Annotated in this window: 13 protein-coding genes; 9 read left to right on the top strand and 4 right to left on the bottom strand. The window is 41.2% G+C overall.

Annotation, left to right across the window (positions count from 1 at the left end; all coding sequences use genetic code 11):
• Positions 1–36 precede the first annotated feature (36 nt).
• The 7 genes from H171_RS09300 to rpoN all read left to right on the top strand — a co-directional run bounded on the left by H171_RS09300 (position 37) and on the right by rpoN (position 9342).
• Positions 37–2121, top strand: coding sequence for a sigma 54-interacting transcriptional regulator (locus H171_RS09300; RefSeq protein ID WP_100304878.1), 2085 nt, complete (start codon positions 37–39; stop codon positions 2119–2121).
• Between the two features lie 281 nt (positions 2122–2402).
• Complete coding sequence (locus tag H171_RS09295) at positions 2403–3578, top strand: MalY/PatB family protein (protein ID WP_100304877.1); 1176 nt, start codon at positions 2403–2405, stop codon at positions 3576–3578.
• Positions 3579–3641: 63 nt separating this feature from the next.
• Positions 3642–4916 (top strand): dicarboxylate/amino acid:cation symporter, encoded by a 1275-nt coding sequence (locus H171_RS09290; protein WP_100304876.1) that lies wholly within the window; start codon positions 3642–3644, stop codon positions 4914–4916.
• An 18-nt stretch (positions 4917–4934) separates the two neighbouring features.
• Complete coding sequence (locus H171_RS09285) at positions 4935–5192, top strand: glutaredoxin (protein ID WP_025232786.1); 258 nt, start codon at positions 4935–4937, stop codon at positions 5190–5192.
• Positions 5193–5353: 161 nt separating this feature from the next.
• Positions 5354–6664 carry an L-cysteine desulfidase family protein gene (locus tag H171_RS09280; RefSeq protein ID WP_100304875.1) on the top strand — a complete coding sequence of 437 codons (1311 nt, stop codon included), beginning with the start codon at positions 5354–5356 and terminating at the stop codon, positions 6662–6664.
• A gap of 163 nt (positions 6665–6827) precedes the next feature.
• Positions 6828–7856, top strand: a complete 1029-nt coding sequence (locus H171_RS09275; protein ID WP_100304874.1) for a 1-aminocyclopropane-1-carboxylate deaminase/D-cysteine desulfhydrase — start codon at positions 6828–6830, stop codon at positions 7854–7856.
• A gap of 115 nt (positions 7857–7971) precedes the next feature.
• Positions 7972–9342, top strand: coding sequence for an RNA polymerase factor sigma-54 (rpoN, locus tag H171_RS09270; protein ID WP_100304873.1), 1371 nt, complete (start codon positions 7972–7974; stop codon positions 9340–9342).
• Between the two features lie 32 nt (positions 9343–9374).
• On the opposite strand, the gene H171_RS09265 is transcribed toward rpoN, so the two are convergent.
• From H171_RS09265 to H171_RS09255, 3 genes are all read right to left on the bottom strand, one after another.
• Positions 9375–9794 (bottom strand): pyridoxamine 5'-phosphate oxidase family protein, encoded by a 420-nt coding sequence (locus H171_RS09265; RefSeq protein ID WP_100307479.1) that lies wholly within the window; start codon positions 9792–9794, stop codon positions 9375–9377.
• 88 nt (positions 9795–9882) lie between these two features.
• Positions 9883–10242, bottom strand: coding sequence for a winged helix-turn-helix transcriptional regulator (locus H171_RS09260; RefSeq protein ID WP_100304872.1), 360 nt, complete (start codon positions 10240–10242; stop codon positions 9883–9885).
• Between the two features lie 84 nt (positions 10243–10326).
• Positions 10327–11775 carry a histidine kinase N-terminal 7TM domain-containing diguanylate cyclase gene (locus H171_RS09255; protein WP_100304871.1) on the bottom strand — a complete coding sequence of 483 codons (1449 nt, stop codon included), beginning with the start codon at positions 11773–11775 and terminating at the stop codon, positions 10327–10329.
• A 533-nt stretch (positions 11776–12308) separates the two neighbouring features.
• Between H171_RS09255 and H171_RS09250 the strand changes: the two genes are divergently transcribed.
• A complete protein-coding gene (locus tag H171_RS09250; protein ID WP_100304870.1) occupies positions 12309–13496 on the top strand; it encodes a phosphopentomutase in 1188 nt (395 codons plus the stop codon).
• Between the two features lie 106 nt (positions 13497–13602).
• Here the strand turns inward: H171_RS09250 and H171_RS09245 are convergent, their stop codons facing one another.
• Positions 13603–15150 carry a helix-turn-helix domain-containing protein gene (locus H171_RS09245; protein ID WP_100304869.1) on the bottom strand — a complete coding sequence of 516 codons (1548 nt, stop codon included), beginning with the start codon at positions 15148–15150 and terminating at the stop codon, positions 13603–13605.
• A gap of 178 nt (positions 15151–15328) precedes the next feature.
• Between H171_RS09245 and H171_RS09240 the strand changes: the two genes are divergently transcribed.
• Positions 15329–16903 (top strand): PTS transporter subunit EIIC, encoded by a 1575-nt coding sequence (locus H171_RS09240; protein ID WP_100304868.1) that lies wholly within the window; start codon positions 15329–15331, stop codon positions 16901–16903.
• The last annotated feature ends 3 nt before the right edge of the window (positions 16904–16906 follow it).

Genomic DNA, 16906 nt, shown 5'->3' with positions numbered 1-16906 from the left:
GATGTTTGATTCTTTTTCATCACAGGAAGGTAAGGCATGAAAAAAAGTATTGCGGTTATTGCATTAGACCCATTTGCGGGAGAAGCATATGCGCAACAGGTCCGGTCGGTGTTTGGGGAACGGGCTGTTGTACGAAATTATAGCATGATGGATGGAACGGCAGCGAATATGGAACCGTGCGATTTGTATATGGGCTCGACGGATGCTTTTGATGCCATGGGGAATACGGATCGTTATATTCCGTCTGATGCACAACGGATGGAAATTCAAGTTACTTATTTTAAAGAAGCTGTACGCCGTCTGGAAGAGATTCCGAAGGGAACCAAGGTCATTTTTGTTAATATCACTGAGGTTATGGCCAGGGAAGCGGTGACACAGCTGGAACAGCTTGGGATTACCCATTTAAAGTTTATACTCTATGCACCGGGAAGCAAGCTGGCTGATATGGCAGAGATTGCTGTTACTCCGGATGAAGTGCGTTATGTGCCATGCGGAATTCCCACAATTATAAATCTGGGACAGAGAACCTGCTCTGCTGATACCATGATTGAAGCCGCCTTCCGGCTGGGGTTTGACGATTTGCTGGAAGAAGCCACGTTTAAACAGTATCAGGAATCGGTATGCACCAATACCTATTATTTTGACCAGATGTTCAACCGTTCCAGGAGATTGGAGAGTCAGTTTGATATTCTCATGGAAGTACTTGATCAGGGTGTGATTGCGGTAAATGAACATGGTGAAATATATGCAATCAACAAAAATGCTTCCGATATCACCCGTGTTCCTGAAAATCTTAGTCTTACAAACATGGGGGAAGAAGTATTCCCTTATATCCCATTCCGGAAATGTTTAGAGGAGAAAAAGGAGACGAATCCTCAAGTTGTGAGAGTTGCAGGAAATCTGGTAAGCCTTTATGTGCGGCCGGTGTTAAGACGGGATATCTGTATTGGTGCCGTTGCCATCTTGCAGAAGTTCAATGAGATGGAACGCCGGCAAAATGAACTTCGGGGCCAATTGATGAAAAAGGGCCAGGGACATAGTGCCAAATATTGTTTTGATGATGTGATTGGAGAGTCTGAACTTATATTAAAGACTAAATTTATTCTAAATAAAATGGCATGCACAGAATCCCCGGTTTTGTTAATTGGGGAAACAGGAACCGGCAAAGAACTGTTTGCACATTCCGTTCATAATGCGTCAAAGCGCAGGGATCAGCCCTTTGTGGCAATCAACTGTGCTGCTATGCCAGAAAATTTATTGGAGAGTGAGCTGTTTGGATATGAAGAAGGAGCTTTTACCGGCGCGAAAAAGGGCGGCCGCCCAGGTTTGTTTGAGTTCGCTCATCAAGGGACACTGTTTTTAGACGAAGTGGAAGGCATGAGCCCTGCGCTGCAGGTAAAGCTGCTGCGTGTTTTGCAGGAACGGGAAATCATGCGGGTTGGCGGAAATCAAATGATTCATGTTGATGTGCGGATCGTTGCTGCAACAAATGAAGAACTTGAGCAAAAGGTGGCGGAAGGAACATTCCGGCAGGATCTTTATTACAGGCTGAACGCATTGCCGGTGTTAATCCCGCCGCTTCGCAAGAGAGCGGAAGACGTATTCTTAATTCTGGATAGTTTTCGGAAAGAACTTGGAGGAAAGTTCCGTTTAAGTGATGATATCAAGGAGTTATTTCACAAATATGAATGGCCGGGGAACATACGGGAACTGCGTAATGTCGTAGATTATTTGTGCTTTACCGGCCATACCGTCATAACCATTGATGATCTGCCGCCGGTTTTTCGTATAGGTAAATACAGAGAAGAGACGAATGGGATAAAAGATACGGGACTGAAACTGTACGCCGCAGATCAGCCGCCTCAGCACCAGAATTCATCGCATATGCCCACCGAACAGGAACGGGTAATTCTGGAAATTCTTTATCATGCAGAACGTACAGGACAGTCCATCGGGCGGGATAAAATACTGTTGGAGGCGCAGAATCGCAAGGTAAAATTAACTCAGCCTCAGGTGCGTAAAATATTAGGCAGATTAGAGGATAACGGCTACGTAATTGTTGCAAGGGGGAGAGGCGGAAGCAGTATTACCAAAAAAGGAGTCGATTGGATTACTAATTAATTGGCTGAGATAATCCGACATATGATATATCTTGATCCATTAACAACCAATTAAAAACCGATTAGAAACCAATTAATGACCAAATTGCAACTTATTAAAGACCATGAAGGGAAGGGGGTCATTTCCCGGCAAAGTTTTGCAAGATATTTAAAAAGTATAAAACGTAGAAAAGGCAGCATTTACAGGCTTTTTCTACGTTTTTATTAATATTTTTTCTGTTTTATAAAAAGTTGGCACGTGTGTTGCTCTATATATAAATATAAAACTGAAAGGAGCTTCATATGAAGTATAATTTTGACATCGTAGTTGACCGAAGTGAAAACCGCGCTGGAAAATACGATGAGAGGCAAAAAAAGTTTGGTACTACGGATGTGATTCCGCTTTGGGTCGCGGATATGGATTTTCAAACGGCACAGCCAATCATTAATGCATGCGTGGAGAAAGCAATGGAAGGGATCTGGGGATATACATATCGGCCTGACTCCTATTTTGATGCAATACTTGGCTGGCAGTTCCGCAGGCATGGCTGGAAGATTGATAAGGAAAAGGTAAGCTGGAGCCTTGGAGTTGTACCTGCACTGTCTTCAATTGTCAAGGTGTTTACCAGGAAAGGGGATTCCATTATGATTCAGACTCCCGTGTATTCTGAATTCTATGATATTACAGAGGCATGGGAAAGAAACGTAGTTGAAAACCAACTGGTTGAACAGGAGGGAAAATGGACAATTGATTTCGCAGATTTTGAGGAGAAAGCAAAAGATCCAAATGTGAAAATCTTTCTTTTGTGCAGTCCCCATAATCCTCTTGGGATCGTCTGGACGAAAGAGCAGCTGCAGAAGATGTTTGAGATTTGTCATGCCAATGACGTGCTGATGGTCTCAGACGAAATACATTCTGATCTGGTGTTTCATGGTAAGAAACATATCCCAACCGCTATGATATCAGAAACGGCCAGAGATCATGTCATAAGTTGTATTTCTGGTACTAAGACATTTAATCTTGCAGGATTACAGGCATCAACGAATGTTTTCCCGAATCTGGAGATGAAGGCTGCTTTTGATAAATTCTGGATGAATTTAGACATTCACAGGAATAATGCATTCAGCTCCGTAGCCATGGAAGCTGCGTTTAATGAGGGGGAAGAGTGGTTAGAGCAGCTGCTTCCATATCTCTCTGAAAACTTTGAGTTTATTAGAGATTATTGTGAGAAGTACATTCCTAACATCAAACCCAATGTACCGGATGCTACTTATCTGGTATGGCTGGATTGCCGGGAATTGGGAATGAATAATGAAAGATTAAGAAAATTTATGATTGAAGAAGCAAAATTGGGATTAAATGAAGGCTATACCTTTGGCCGGAGCCTTTCCGGCTATATGAGGTTGAATGCAGCCTGTCCGAGAAGCATGCTGGAAAAAGCCATGAAACAGCTGGAGGAAGCGGTAAATCGTCTTTAAGATAAAGGAATTATGAAAGTCACTTGAAATTAAAATCATGGGGTGAAAAGGAGAAGTGTACTTATGAATAAAAAAGATATCTGGAAAAGCTATCGGTTCCCTATCCTGTTAGTGCTGGGAATTCTGATCGGATCAGGATTTGGATTGGTTGCAGGTGAGAAGGCTGCAATTGTTAAACCGCTTGGCGATATTTTCCTTAACTTGATGTTTACAATCGTTGTTCCGATGGTCATGGTTTCTATTTCCAGTGCTGTGGGAAGCATGGTAAATATGAAACGTCTTGGTAGTATTTTAATGAATCTTATCGCTGTTTTTATCGGCACTGGCGCTGTCGCAGCTGTGCTGGTTCTGTTTGCAGTGAATATTTTCCCGCCTGCAGCAAGCACCTCAATTGCTATGGGGGCATCGGAAGTCGGAGAAGCTGCCGCTGTAGGTGACATGATTGTCGGAGCTCTTACTGTTTCCGATTTTCCGGAACTTTTAAGCCGCCAGAACATGCTTCCGCTGATTATTTTTTCTGTCATGTTTGGATTCTGTGTAAGCGCATGCGGCGGTGACGAGAGTCCTGTTGGAAAAATGCTTATGAACTTAAATAATATCATCATGAAGATGGTCAATTTAATCATGAAATTTGCTCCGATCGGACTGGGTGCTTATTTTGCCAACTTAGTAGGTGAGTTTGGACCAAGTTTAATTGGTGATTACGGCCGTTCCATGATCTTGTACTATCCGCTCTGCTTAATTTATGTGGTAATATTCTTCCCGCTGTATTCCTATTTAGCAGGAGGAAAAGAAGGGGTTCGCCGTATGCTGAAATTTGTTCCTACACCCGCATTGACGGCTTTCGCAACTCAAAGCTCAATGGCTGCTCTTCCTGTAAATCTGGATGCTTGTGACAAAATGGGAGTTCCAAAGGATATCAGAGAGATTGTTCTTCCAATGGGAGCAACCATGCATATGGACGGTTCGGTATTATCTTCAATCGTCAAGATTGCATTTTTGTTTGGAGTGTTTCATCAACCGTTCACAGGAGTTGGAACTTATGCCATGTCAATTGTTGTAGCGATTTTATCCGCGTTTGTATTATCCGGAGCGCCGGGCGGAGGTTTGGTAGGCGAAATGCTGATCGTCGGTCTTTTTGGTTTTCCGCCAGAGGCATTTCCGTTAATTGCAACATTAGGTTTCCTGTTTGACCCTGCTGCTACCTGCTTAAATTCATCTGGTGATGCCATTGCTTCCATGATGGTAGCCAGAATGGTTGAAGGGAAAGAATGGATTAATAATCACATAAAAAGCAACAACAAAGAATTCGTCGAAAAATCAGATATTATTGCATAAAAGAAAGGAAAGATACCTATGAAAATAACAATTATTGGAAGTCATCTATGTCCAGATACACTTTACGCGCTGAATAAGCTGATTGATAGAAAAGCCAGTGTAGATTTTAAAAATTTATCAGCAGATTTAAAGGATTTAAAAGCATATCTTGCTGCTCGTGAATCGGAACCGGCATATGAAGCGGTTAAAGAGAACGGTGGTATTGGAATTCCATTTTTTATTCTTGAAGACGGAACTAAAACCTTAGACTTAGATGAGGTATTGGAAAAACTGTAATATTCATAAAGGTGAGTGGATTCTAAATTTAAAAAAGCGGGGTATATAGGAAACTTCCATATAAACCCCGCTTTTTCACCTAATCAGGAAGTGAAGCGGATTGTGAATATCCGATTGACTGTTTAGCAAGTAGGTTTTCTAAGGCAATGGGGAGGATTGATATGGATACGAAAGATTTGCGTTATATAACATATGTGCAGATTTTAAAAGAAGAGTTAGTACCCGCAATGGGATGTACGGAACCGATTGCATTAGGATATGGTGCGGCAAAAGCAAGAGAAGTGCTTGGTGGCATGCCTGATAAAGTAGAAGTACATGTAAGCTATAATATTATTAAAAATGTAAAAAGCGTTGTGGTACCTAATACGGATGGCTTAAAGGGAATCGAGGCAGCGGTAGCAGCAGGAATCGTTGCAGGTGACGCTTCCAGGCATCTGGAGGTTATTTCTGTAGTTAGTAACGATAAAAAGTCAGAGATAAGAGACTTTGTGAATCATGTGCCAATTAAGGTAAAAGCGATAGACGGGGAACTGACGTTTGACATCGTCCTCATTTTATTTAAAGGAAATGAATATGTAAAGCTGAGAATCGCTCAATATCATACAAACATCATATTGATTGAGAAAAATGGAGAAACATTATTTAATTTGGAGGCCAGCTGTGAACCGGGGAATGGAAATAACATTGAAAAGACTCTGGAGGTGGGCTTAACAGATAAAAGCCTGCTAAACTTAAACGATATCATCGAATTTGCAGATTCTCTGCAGGTCGATGATGTAAAAGGCATATTAGATCCTCAAATTAATTACAACATGGCGATTGCGGAAGAGGGGTTAAAGAATGATTATGGCGCAAACATAGGAAGCACCTGGCTGGCTTCTTACGGAAACGATGTCCGTAATCGCGCAATTGCCAAGGCGGCGGCCGGCAGTGATGCACGAATGAGTGGCTGTGAACTTCCGGTAATCATTAATTCCGGCAGCGGCAATCAGGGGATCACGGTTTCAGTGCCCGTGATTGAGTATGCAAATGATTTGGATGTGACAAGGGATAAATTATATCGTGCCCTTGCCCTTGCAAACCTGGTATCCATCCATGAAAAGACTGGAATTGGCCGTTTGTCAGCTTATTGCGGCGCTGTCAGTGCTGGCTGTGCTGCCGCTTGCGGTATCGCCTATCTGTTAGGCGGTGGATTTGAGGAGATTGCACATACTCTTGTTAATTCTGTTGTTATTACATCTGGCATGATCTGTGACGGAGCCAAGCCTTCCTGTGCAGGAAAAATAGCCACCAGTATTATGGCGGGGCTCTTAGGCCATGACATGTTTAAAAATGGGGAACAGCAATTCCGTTCTGGTGAAGGAATTATTAATCGTGATGTTGAGGAGACCATACGTAATGTCGGACGGCTTGGTAAGGAAGGAATGCGTGAGACGGACCGCGAAATTGTTAAGATCATGATTGGTGAGTAACTGGAATATAAACGGTCAATGCCACATGTAATATACTAAGACCGTGTTTTTTAAAGCATCGGCAATTGATCCTCATCAAGGAACGAAAAGGATTGCAAATATCCGATTGATTTATTTATATTTACAGCTGAAAATATAGGCAACTATGTAAGGAGGTATTATTATGGTTTTAGGTCAAGAGAAAGTCTCATTATTGAATTTACCCACTCCTTTGGAGTATCTTAAAAATATATCAGAAGAATTAGGGATCCAAATGTATCTTAAGCGTGATGATATGACGGGTCTGGGCATGGGAGGCAATAAGCTTCGAAAGCTGGAGTATATTTTAAAAGAAGCACAAAACAAAGGGGCGACCATGCTTATTACTGAGGGCGGCGTACAAACAAATCATGGACGTTTGACAGCAGCTGTGGCGGCTAAATTCAATATGAGGTGTGCGATTGTTGCAATTGGGGATTACCCAGGAGAATTGTCGGCAAACCTACTGTTGGACCGGTTAATGGGCGCTGAAGTAATCATTAAAAAGGATGACGGCCGTCCGTCTCTTGACCAATATAAAGAGTTGGTCAGGGACACAATCAAAAAATATGAGGCTCAGGGAGAGATTGTTTATTACATACCCCTAGGTGGTTCCGATGATGTCGGTATACTGGGGTACTATGAATGTGCAGTAGAGCTTACAAAGCAGGCGGCTGCCATGGGAATCGGAGATGCACGGGTTATTTCTGCGGCAGGTAGTTTAGGGACCTATATGGGCCTGTATTGTGGATTCCATAATGAAAACTCCGGCCTGGCATTAACCGGTGTGGCGATTTCTCCCTTTGATGATTACAAAGAGAATAGCATTGTTGAACTCTTTGACAGTGTAAAAGAGAAGTATGGAATGAAAATAAGCGCTGGACGAAAAGATTTTGATATTGAAAAAGATTTTGTCCGGGGCGGATACAATCTCCCTTCAAAAGAGGTAAGAGATGCGGTTCGTCTGATGGCAGGAAAAGAAGCTATCCTCCTCGACCCCTGTTACACCGGAAAATGTTTTGCCGCAATCATTGATATGGTTAAGGAAGGTAAAATCAAAAAAGGTGAGAAGATCATCATGATCCATACAGGAGGAGCACCAGGATTATACACGAAGCATCATAGGGTGGAATTTGAAAAGGAATTAATTGATGGGGTTACAATTCTTGAATAAATAAAATGACGTTCTCCATGATAAAAGTGAGCGAGGTGATAAAACTTCGCTCTTTTTACTCAGTCTGCCGTGTGGTATAATATTTCTAACGCAATGGTTACAAAGGGAGGTTGCCATGAAACATAAATTAACTGTTGAACAACGTCAGCTGCTATCTCAAAACCAGATATCTTCACTGGAATTGCTCGCATTATGCAACAGTGAGCTGAGCCGGTATATGGAAAATGAATATATGGAAAATCCATTACTGGAACAAACAAGCTCCAGAGCCGAATCTTATACTCAGGAAGATTATCAAGCGTGGTATCAGTCAAATTACTGCAAGCCTTTAAAAAATACAGCAGGTATTTTAGAAGAAGGTAATGAGAGCAGCAACCAGGAGTTTGATACTTCTAATACGAAAAATATCTATACCTATGTTTATGAGCAGCTGGAGTTAGAACGTTACACGGATAAACAATTAAGAGTTATTGATTTTTTAATTCAAAGCCTGGATCGTAATGGGTTTATCGATTTGGAAGTTCCGGAGATTGCACAGTTAACCGGTGTGAATGAGCAGGTAATCAAAGACTGTTTATCAGATTTAAAAAAGTTGGAGCCATACGGTATTTTCGCAAAGAATCTGATAGAATGCTTATTAATTCAGATCGAAATTCTGGGTTTGGATGATGGAATTCTAAAAAATATGATCACTCATCATTTAACGGACATATCTCAGGGTAAGATCAGTTCCATCACCCGTGCGCTGGACATTTCATCGGCTCAGGCCAGGAGATATATTGCTCTTATAAGTACATTAAATCCAAGGCCGCTGCAGGGGTTTGGAGAGAACGAAAAGCAATATATTGTTCCGGATGTTATCGTTTCTATGGGTCCTGATGGAAAATGGAATGTAGAAATCAATGATAATTGGTGCGGAGACTATCAATTAAGCGATTACTATCTCCAGATGATGGCAGAAGTAAAAGAGCCGGAGCTTTTTGAATACTTTAAGAAAAAGTTAGAACGGGCGAAATTTCTCATATATGCAGTTGAACAGAGGCGCAAGACGATTATTCAAATAACAAATGCAATATTGGAAGAACAGGATGAGTTTTTTCTGTATTCCGGGAAACTTAAACCGTGTACCATGACACAAATGTCAGAAAAGCTGTCCGTTAGTACCTCCACCATAAGCCGTGCTGTTAAGGACAAATATCTTCAGTTTCCTGCAGGCTGTATTCTGATGAAAAACTTATTTTCTGCGTCGGTTCCCGTAAGTGACGGCAGCTTGATTAATTCGGATGGCGTCAAAGAATTAATACGTGAACTCGTATATGAAGAGAATAAAGAAAAGCCGTATAGTGATTCGAAACTTGCAGAATTACTTAGTGAAAAAGGGTATCGCCTTTCTCGAAGAGTGATTGCCAAATACCGGGAAGAGATGGGGATCTCTGGAAGTTTTGAACGGAAAATGAAACATGATATGAATAAAAGAGTCAACTAAAATTAAGGTTTTAGTTGACTCTAATAGTGCAATTATTCAATCATAAAGTTTTCAGAACTGAAGTTGGCATAATATCTGCCTGTCTGGGCCGTAAATTTCAGCACACAATAATCCGGATCTGTAACACCTTTCGGATAATATATGGTGTCTCCTTCCTGCCAGATCATTTCCTTGCTTGCTGTGTCCTCTAAAACCTCCATTATTCCCTTTAACATAACTCCGCGAAAAAACCGTTTGTCACAAAAATAGATACATGCTTTGGGATTGCTGCGAAATTGTTTGACACGCATGGAAGAGGTATTTGTAGTAAAATAAAAGGTTTTAATCCCATCCCGTTTTCTTGGCGGCAGCATTGCTTTTGTATTGGGGAATCCTTCATCATCCAAAGAGCTTATAAAAGAAATTCCCTGCTTGCCAATCAAATTTCCGATCGTTTTCTCTGAATCCCTCATCATTTTAAATTCCTCCTGAGTTTGTTTATGGGAAAACTATAGCACAAAAGAACCAGGCAGTAAATTACACACATTTTTGTAGGTATACTCAGTCTATAAAACCGTTTTCTTTTAAATAGTCAGTCATATCGTTTTCTATCATGATGTCAATGCCTATGCTTTGCATGATTGTGACGGCATCCAACAGCTTTTTCCCGCGTTCGGTTAAAAAATACACAACTTTTAGCGGATATCCTTCAAAAGAATGCTTGCCTATCATTCTGTAATCCATAAGCTCTTTCAGATGTTCAAGAAGCATTTTTTGATTAATGCCTTTAATGTCTTTTTCAAGCTGGGTCAAAGACATAACTCCCTTCCCCAGCTGCCATAAAATGATTGGTTTCCACTTGCCTTTCGTAATATCATGTGTCAATTCCAAAGGGCATGTGTATTCATCGCGTATTTTCATATTTTTACCTGCAAAATATTCTTTTATATGTATCTCGGCGTTCTCTTGTTTTTCTGTTCATAGCCTATATGCGTAATGCTGCTTCTAGTACCTGGTTTGATTTCTTCCATTCTCCTTTGCCTCATAAAGCTTTCGGTCAGCATTGATAAGTGCTTCTGATATATTACAATCCTTGCATTCTGCCATTCCTGCTGAAAAAGTGACCTTTCTGGAAAAATCCATACCCGACGTTTTTTCTCTCATGGTTTCTATTTGTTTAAATCCTTCTTCCATGGCAACTCCCTTCATAAATATGGCAAATTCCTCACCGCCATACCGGCATACGGTCTGATGATCAAAGAAACGCATAAGCTCACCGCCGAAATTTCTTAAAACTCTGTCTCCCTCTATATGTCCGAAGGTATCGTTAATGGATTTAAAATGATCTAAGTCAATAATTACAATAATTCCTTCTTCTGTACTGGCTTCTACCTTTTCCATAAAATACCGCCTGTTATAAAGCCCTGTCAAGGCATCTTCCGTAGCCAGAATTTCCAGTTGTTTTTTAGCCCGCTCTGATTCCGTAATATCATCAACAACGTATATTCTCACTTTATCATTTTTTATATTAATGACTTTAAAGCGAAGTATCTTACCATGAATTTCGTTAATGGACTGTTTGGCAGAAAAATTATAATCCTTTAATTCCTGGACTAAATGAATGGAATCCCCGATTTTTACCTTTGCAAGAGAAGGAAAGAATCGTTTCGAAGCATAGTTAAAGTTAATCAGTAACTCGTCTTTATCGACAACAAGAACTGCCTCTTCTATGGAATTGAATACCATTTCATGGGTGACCGGTGCAAGGAATAATATATCATACCTTAAAAGCCCGATGATTATAAAGGCACTCATAAAAAAATAGGAGAAAGGTGATAAATCAATATAGACCGGCCCCAGTCCGAGCATATAAACAATTAACGTCACCATGGGAATGGATACCCCTATCAGCATAAATACGACTTTCTTTCTGTAATCCCCTCTTGTTCTTTTTATCTTGATACTAAAGATTATGATGCTGTAAATGATAGAAAAACATAAACAAAATACCTGGACATAGTACCACATGCCCTTTTCCAGTGCCAAAACGTTAAAGTAAGGGAAAGAATCAACCCCTATGGAAGAGTAATACAGCCAGTGATAGGAATTGGTATTGACTAATATTAAAGTAATGATACTGACTGTAAACATCAGAGTCAGCAGATACTTATTGGCAAACCTCTTCTCATCTGCATACTCCCTGGCGAATAACATAATCAGGAATGGATAAAAGGCGGCACCAAGGTATTCGATTCTGATCCAAAAATACATTGATCCAACAGTAACGCTCAGCAGCTCAAAGGCATAGCCGACGGAATGAATGATCATAGCCATCATAAGGAGTGAAAAAAAGAAAACCCCGGGAATTTCTTTCTTTCTGATTCCATATAAAACTAAATTCCCAAGTAATGTTGAAGATATGATTAAGAGGATGCTTAATAAGACATTGTTCACTTAATTTGCTCCTTTTAGCTGATTTGAGCTTCATCAGACCCAGCTTTACGAATTCCGATTACTCATAATTACAAACATCTTAATTCTTCCCGTAGTATTTGTCAACGAAGAAGTAATTACGATAGGCCTGGTAAAAGAAAGATGAAAAATCTGTTGCAAAGTATGTTTATTTAAAGCGGTTTGTACGTCAGGTTGATACCGGGATCGGACTGTGATAGGGTACGAACCAGCCAGATAGTTTGGAAAATTCATAGAAAACAGAGAAAAAGATTGCAAAAATTCTACAAAATTGTATAATAAAGGGATAAGATATGCTCAAAAGGTCTGTCCAATTGCAATGCCGGCGGTGTGTGTAACTGGATCCAAATTTTAAATATCATGAGTCAGACAGGGAATGTTTGAATAAAATAATAGCAGCAGACAAGGGTGAGGGCTTCAGGAAGTTATAATCGGAGCCTGTTCAATGATCCTGGAAAACAATTATTTGCAAGCTGTATGAGACTTATGTTGCGATCAAAGCGCAGGGAGGTAATATGAAACGATTTAAACGTATATTTGTAGTTGTAATTGATTCTTTAGGAATAGGTGCTATGAATAATGCCGCTGAGTACGGCGACGAGGGCAGCGATACTCTGGGTCATATTGATGCCGTAGTGGAACATCTTAATCTGCCTAATTTGGAAAAGCTTGGTTTGGGAAACCTGCGTTCCTTAAAGCATGTAAAACCTGTATCTGAGCCTAAGGCGTATTATGGAAAACTTAATGAAGCCAGTGTGGGAAAAGACACCATGACAGGTCATTGGGAAATGATGGGGCTTTACATTACAAATCCTTTCCAAACGTTTACGGAAACAGGTTTTCCAAAGGAACTGCTTGATGAACTGGAAAAACGCACCGGACACAAAATTGTCGGAAATAAATCCGCCAGCGGTACAGAAATCATGGATGAACTGGGAGAGCATCAGATTGCTACCGGGGACATGATCGTTTACACTTCTGCAGATTCAGTGTTACAAATTTGTGCCAATGAGGAAACCTTTGGCTTGCAGGAACTATACCGCTGCTGTGAGATTGCAAGAGAGCTTACCTTAAGGGACGAATGGAAGGTGGGCAGGGTCATTGCAAGACCTTATGTTGGAAATAAGAAAGGCGAGTTTAAAAGAACTCCAAACCGTCATGATTATGCCTTAAAGCCTTTTGGAACCACTGCTCTTAATATATTAAAGGATGCAGGCCTGGATGTGATCAGCGTAGGAAAGATCTATGATATTTTCGATGGTGAAGGGCTTACAGAAGGCAATAAATCCCAAAGCAGTGTTCATGGCATGGAACAGACCATAGAGATCGCGAAAAGAGAATTTAACGGTCTGTGTTTTGTGAACCTGGTTGATTTTGATGCCCTATGGGGACACCGCCGGGATCCGATTGGCTACGGAGCGGAATTAGAACGGTTTGATGAAAAGCTGGGAGAGCTTTTGCCGCTTTTAAATGAAGATGACCTGCTTTTAATTACGGCAGACCATGGCAATGATCCCACCTTTAAGGGAAGTGACCACACAAAGGAACAAGTGCCTTTTCTGGCCTATTCAGCTTCTTATGCCAACTGCGAAGTATTAAAGGAGCAGAATACATTTGCAGTGATCGGGGCAACGGTGTTGGATAATTTCGGTTTGCAGAAAGCTCAGGATATGATTGGAGAGTCAATAGAAGAATTGCTTTAGGATTCTGAAAGCACCGCTTTGTCTATGATTATTTCACATTATCATAGACAAAGCCCGGTGCTTTTTTAGTTGTTTTTTTATAAAGTAATATCCTTGTTTCGATTTCTCATACAAAATAATCTCCGTAATTTTCTTTCAGATATGCTTCCATTTCAGTTTCGCTTTTTTCCCCGATTTCCGACACAAAGCTGGTGGTCAGGAATCGGTGCTTCCGTGTAGAAAAGCCGTTTGCCAGAAGGGTTTTCATATCATTGCTGTCAACAAAGAAATTCATGCGGATGACAGGAAGATTATGAGCATGAAGGATATTAAAAATCCGCGATGAAAAGCAAAAGATATAATCATAATCCAAGTCTTTCAGTCTGTGGACTTCGTTAATGTTTAAGGTCCCCATCCACTGCAGTTCCACATATTCCTTTATCTGTTCCAGAAAAAAACTGACCCGTTCAAAGTTGATGCTGGTCATCACAACGATTTTCTTATTCTGGCGGTTTATAGTACGGTTGCGTAGGATGTGCTTTTGTACCAGCAGGGTCAGAGTAGAAAGATGCTCATCCATGAAAGAAAAATTATAGGAAGCTTTAAAGTACACCTCGTACTTTCTGACGGTTTCATACAGGTCTGAAAACTGTTCTTTCGTATTTTCTACGGTCTTGTCCACAAATGTACAGTGAAAGTGATCCAGGGTGATTTCCCGGTATAAATAGTTGTAAATCTCATTGATGAATTCTTCCTGGATGGAAAAAGGGTTTTTTAAATGACTTACCACCTGTTCCGTAAATTGCTCGGTGGTATACCACAGTCGCTTGTCAAAAGGAAAATCCAGACTGCGGGAAAAGTTCATCATGCTGAAGGCCACATTGTACAGCCTGTTTTCCTTGCTGTCATCAACAAAGCGGATATTTAATGGCGCCAGGGGCAGGCGGTAACAAAATTTCATGGATTCATTCACAGGCCGGATCTCCATGATACAGATAAACAGCAAAAGAAACTTTTTAGATGGATAGTTTAAAGACAGATTGTATTCTGTTAAAAAGAAGTTCAGCCGTTCCACCGCCTGATGGGAGACGGACTGGAGATCGGTATTAGCCAGATCGTAGCATTGTTTTTCCAGGGGAGTATTAGCCTTGCGGACCGCAATCCGGTTTTCCGGCGTAAACTCTAACAAGGGATGAAGGATGTCGATAACAAGAAACCGAAGCTGCAGTTCATCGCCTTCAATGGTAAGCCCCTTTTTCTTTAAAGTCACAAGGCTGAGACCGTGCCCGGCTAAGAATTGCCTTAAGTGGGCGGTATCCTGCTTTTTTGTGGTCAGGGAAAGCCCCCAGTTTTCATATAGAGAAGAAGCATTGACATAACCGTCGAAAAAAATGGTCACGATCATGATGCGGATCCGCTCGATGTAGGAACTGTTATAGTCAGTCATGGTGATCTGCTGGATAAAATCCACAAATTCCTTGTAGTTTAAGGGGCTTAGGCAGAAGCCCTTTTGTATTTCCACCAGGGGCTTGTGGGAGAAAAGGTTGATCCGCTCGATGGTCCGGCGTATGGATATTTCATCCTTTTGAAACTGCAGGGCAACCTTTGAAAGGGAAATGCGCTGTCTTTTTTGTATATACCGCAGCAGGCTTAAATCATTGTAGCTTAATCCCATGATACATACCTCCAGTACTGTTATGTTTATAATGGTTTCATTATAAAGTTAAGGGCAACTAAACGCAACAATAAAATATAAATTTTTTGCCTTGAAGCAACTCATAGAATCTGCCATAATGTACACAGTTAAAAGGCGCCTTAAACACACAATGTCATAACAAAGGAAGGGAAAAAATATGAGCAATAAAAAGTCTAGCTGGAAAGACAGCATCCAAACATTTGGGCGGTCTCTCCTTCTGCCAATCGCGCTTCTAGCACCTATTGGTATGGTTATGGGTATTTGCAGTGCGTTAGGGCAGTCCTACATGATAGAGAAATTCCCGTTTTTGGGAAACCAGGTTTTAAAGCTTATTTTATCCAGCTTACAAACCATCACAAGCATTATTTTTAATAATATTCCATTGCTGTTTGCCATGGGCGTTGCTCAGGGTATGGCAAAGAATGAAAAAGGAATTGCTGTTTTTTCTTCAGTGGTCGGCTATTTAACACTGAACGTGGTAATGGGTATTTATCTGAAACAGACGGGAACTCTGGCTGATCCGGAAGTTGCGGCTCAGGTGGGGCAGGGTACGGTTCTTGGTATTCAGACACTGAAGATCGAGGCACTGGGGGGCCTGATTGCAGGTTTGGTGGCTGCCAAGGCAGCAGACCGGTTTTACCGCCTGGAGCTTCCCCTTGCATTTGCTTTCTTTGGAGGGAAGAAATCCATTCCTATCATTACGTTTGCATCAATGATCCCCATCGGACTTATCATTCCGGTGTTCTGGAATCTGCTGACTAATTTCCTTATCAGCATTTCCTTTATCTTTACGACACCGTACATAGGAAATGCCATTTATTATGCACTAAACCGTGCGCTGATTCCTTTTGGTTTGCATCATGTTCTTTCCTCCATGGTTCGTTTTACTGAGGCCGGCGGAACCTATATGATTAATGGAACCGAATATGTGGGAATCTTAAATGCCACCAATGAAGTTCTTTTTAACTTAGGGCCCAGCAGTGAATACTGGGGTCAGCTGATGCCTACCCTTACCAGTTATCTGGGAGGCGCACAGATGTTAACAACTTTATTCCGTGTACCGGCTGTGGGACTGGCAATGTACCGAACCTCTTATTTAAAGAACAGAAAGATCGCAAAAGGCGTAATCCTTACCTGCTGCCTGACTGCGTTTTTAGGTAATATCACAGAGCCGCTGGAATTCTCGTTCCTGTTCATTTCGCCGTCTTTGTTTATTCTCTACTGCATTATGAGCGGTATTGGGGCGATTCCTTACCAGATGCTTCATATCTCCATTGGCTATATCCGCGGTACGATTTTTGACTTTGGTATTTTTGGGCTTTTGTATGAAAATACACATTGGCTGAACCTTATCCTTCTGGGAATTGGAAACTTCATCGTGTTCTACTTGGTGTTCAAATGGTTTATTGTAAAATTCAATTTGGAGACACCGGGACGGGAAGGGTTTGAAATCGAAGAATCGGCAAGCATTCTTCTGAAGGAAAAGAACTGGCCGGCTATTGCGGAAGTTGTTATTAAAGGATTGGGCGGCAAGGATAATATTCTGAGTGTGGAAAACTGTATTTCCCGCCTGCGGGTGGACTTAAAAGACCCAACCAAGGTGGATCAGATAAAAATCAAGGATTCTGGCTGTGCGGGTATCTTCTTTCCGTCAACGGATCACATTCACGTTGTATTTGGGCCCCATGTGGAATTTGTCCGGCATGCGGTAGATGATGCTATGAAGAAATAAGAG

This window comes from [Clostridium] celerecrescens 18A, assembly GCF_002797975.1.
GTDB lineage: Bacteria > Bacillota > Clostridia > Lachnospirales > Lachnospiraceae > Lacrimispora > Lacrimispora celerecrescens.
The sequence above is the reverse complement of the archived record's forward strand: the minus strand, read 5'-3'. Positions and strand labels throughout refer to the sequence as shown.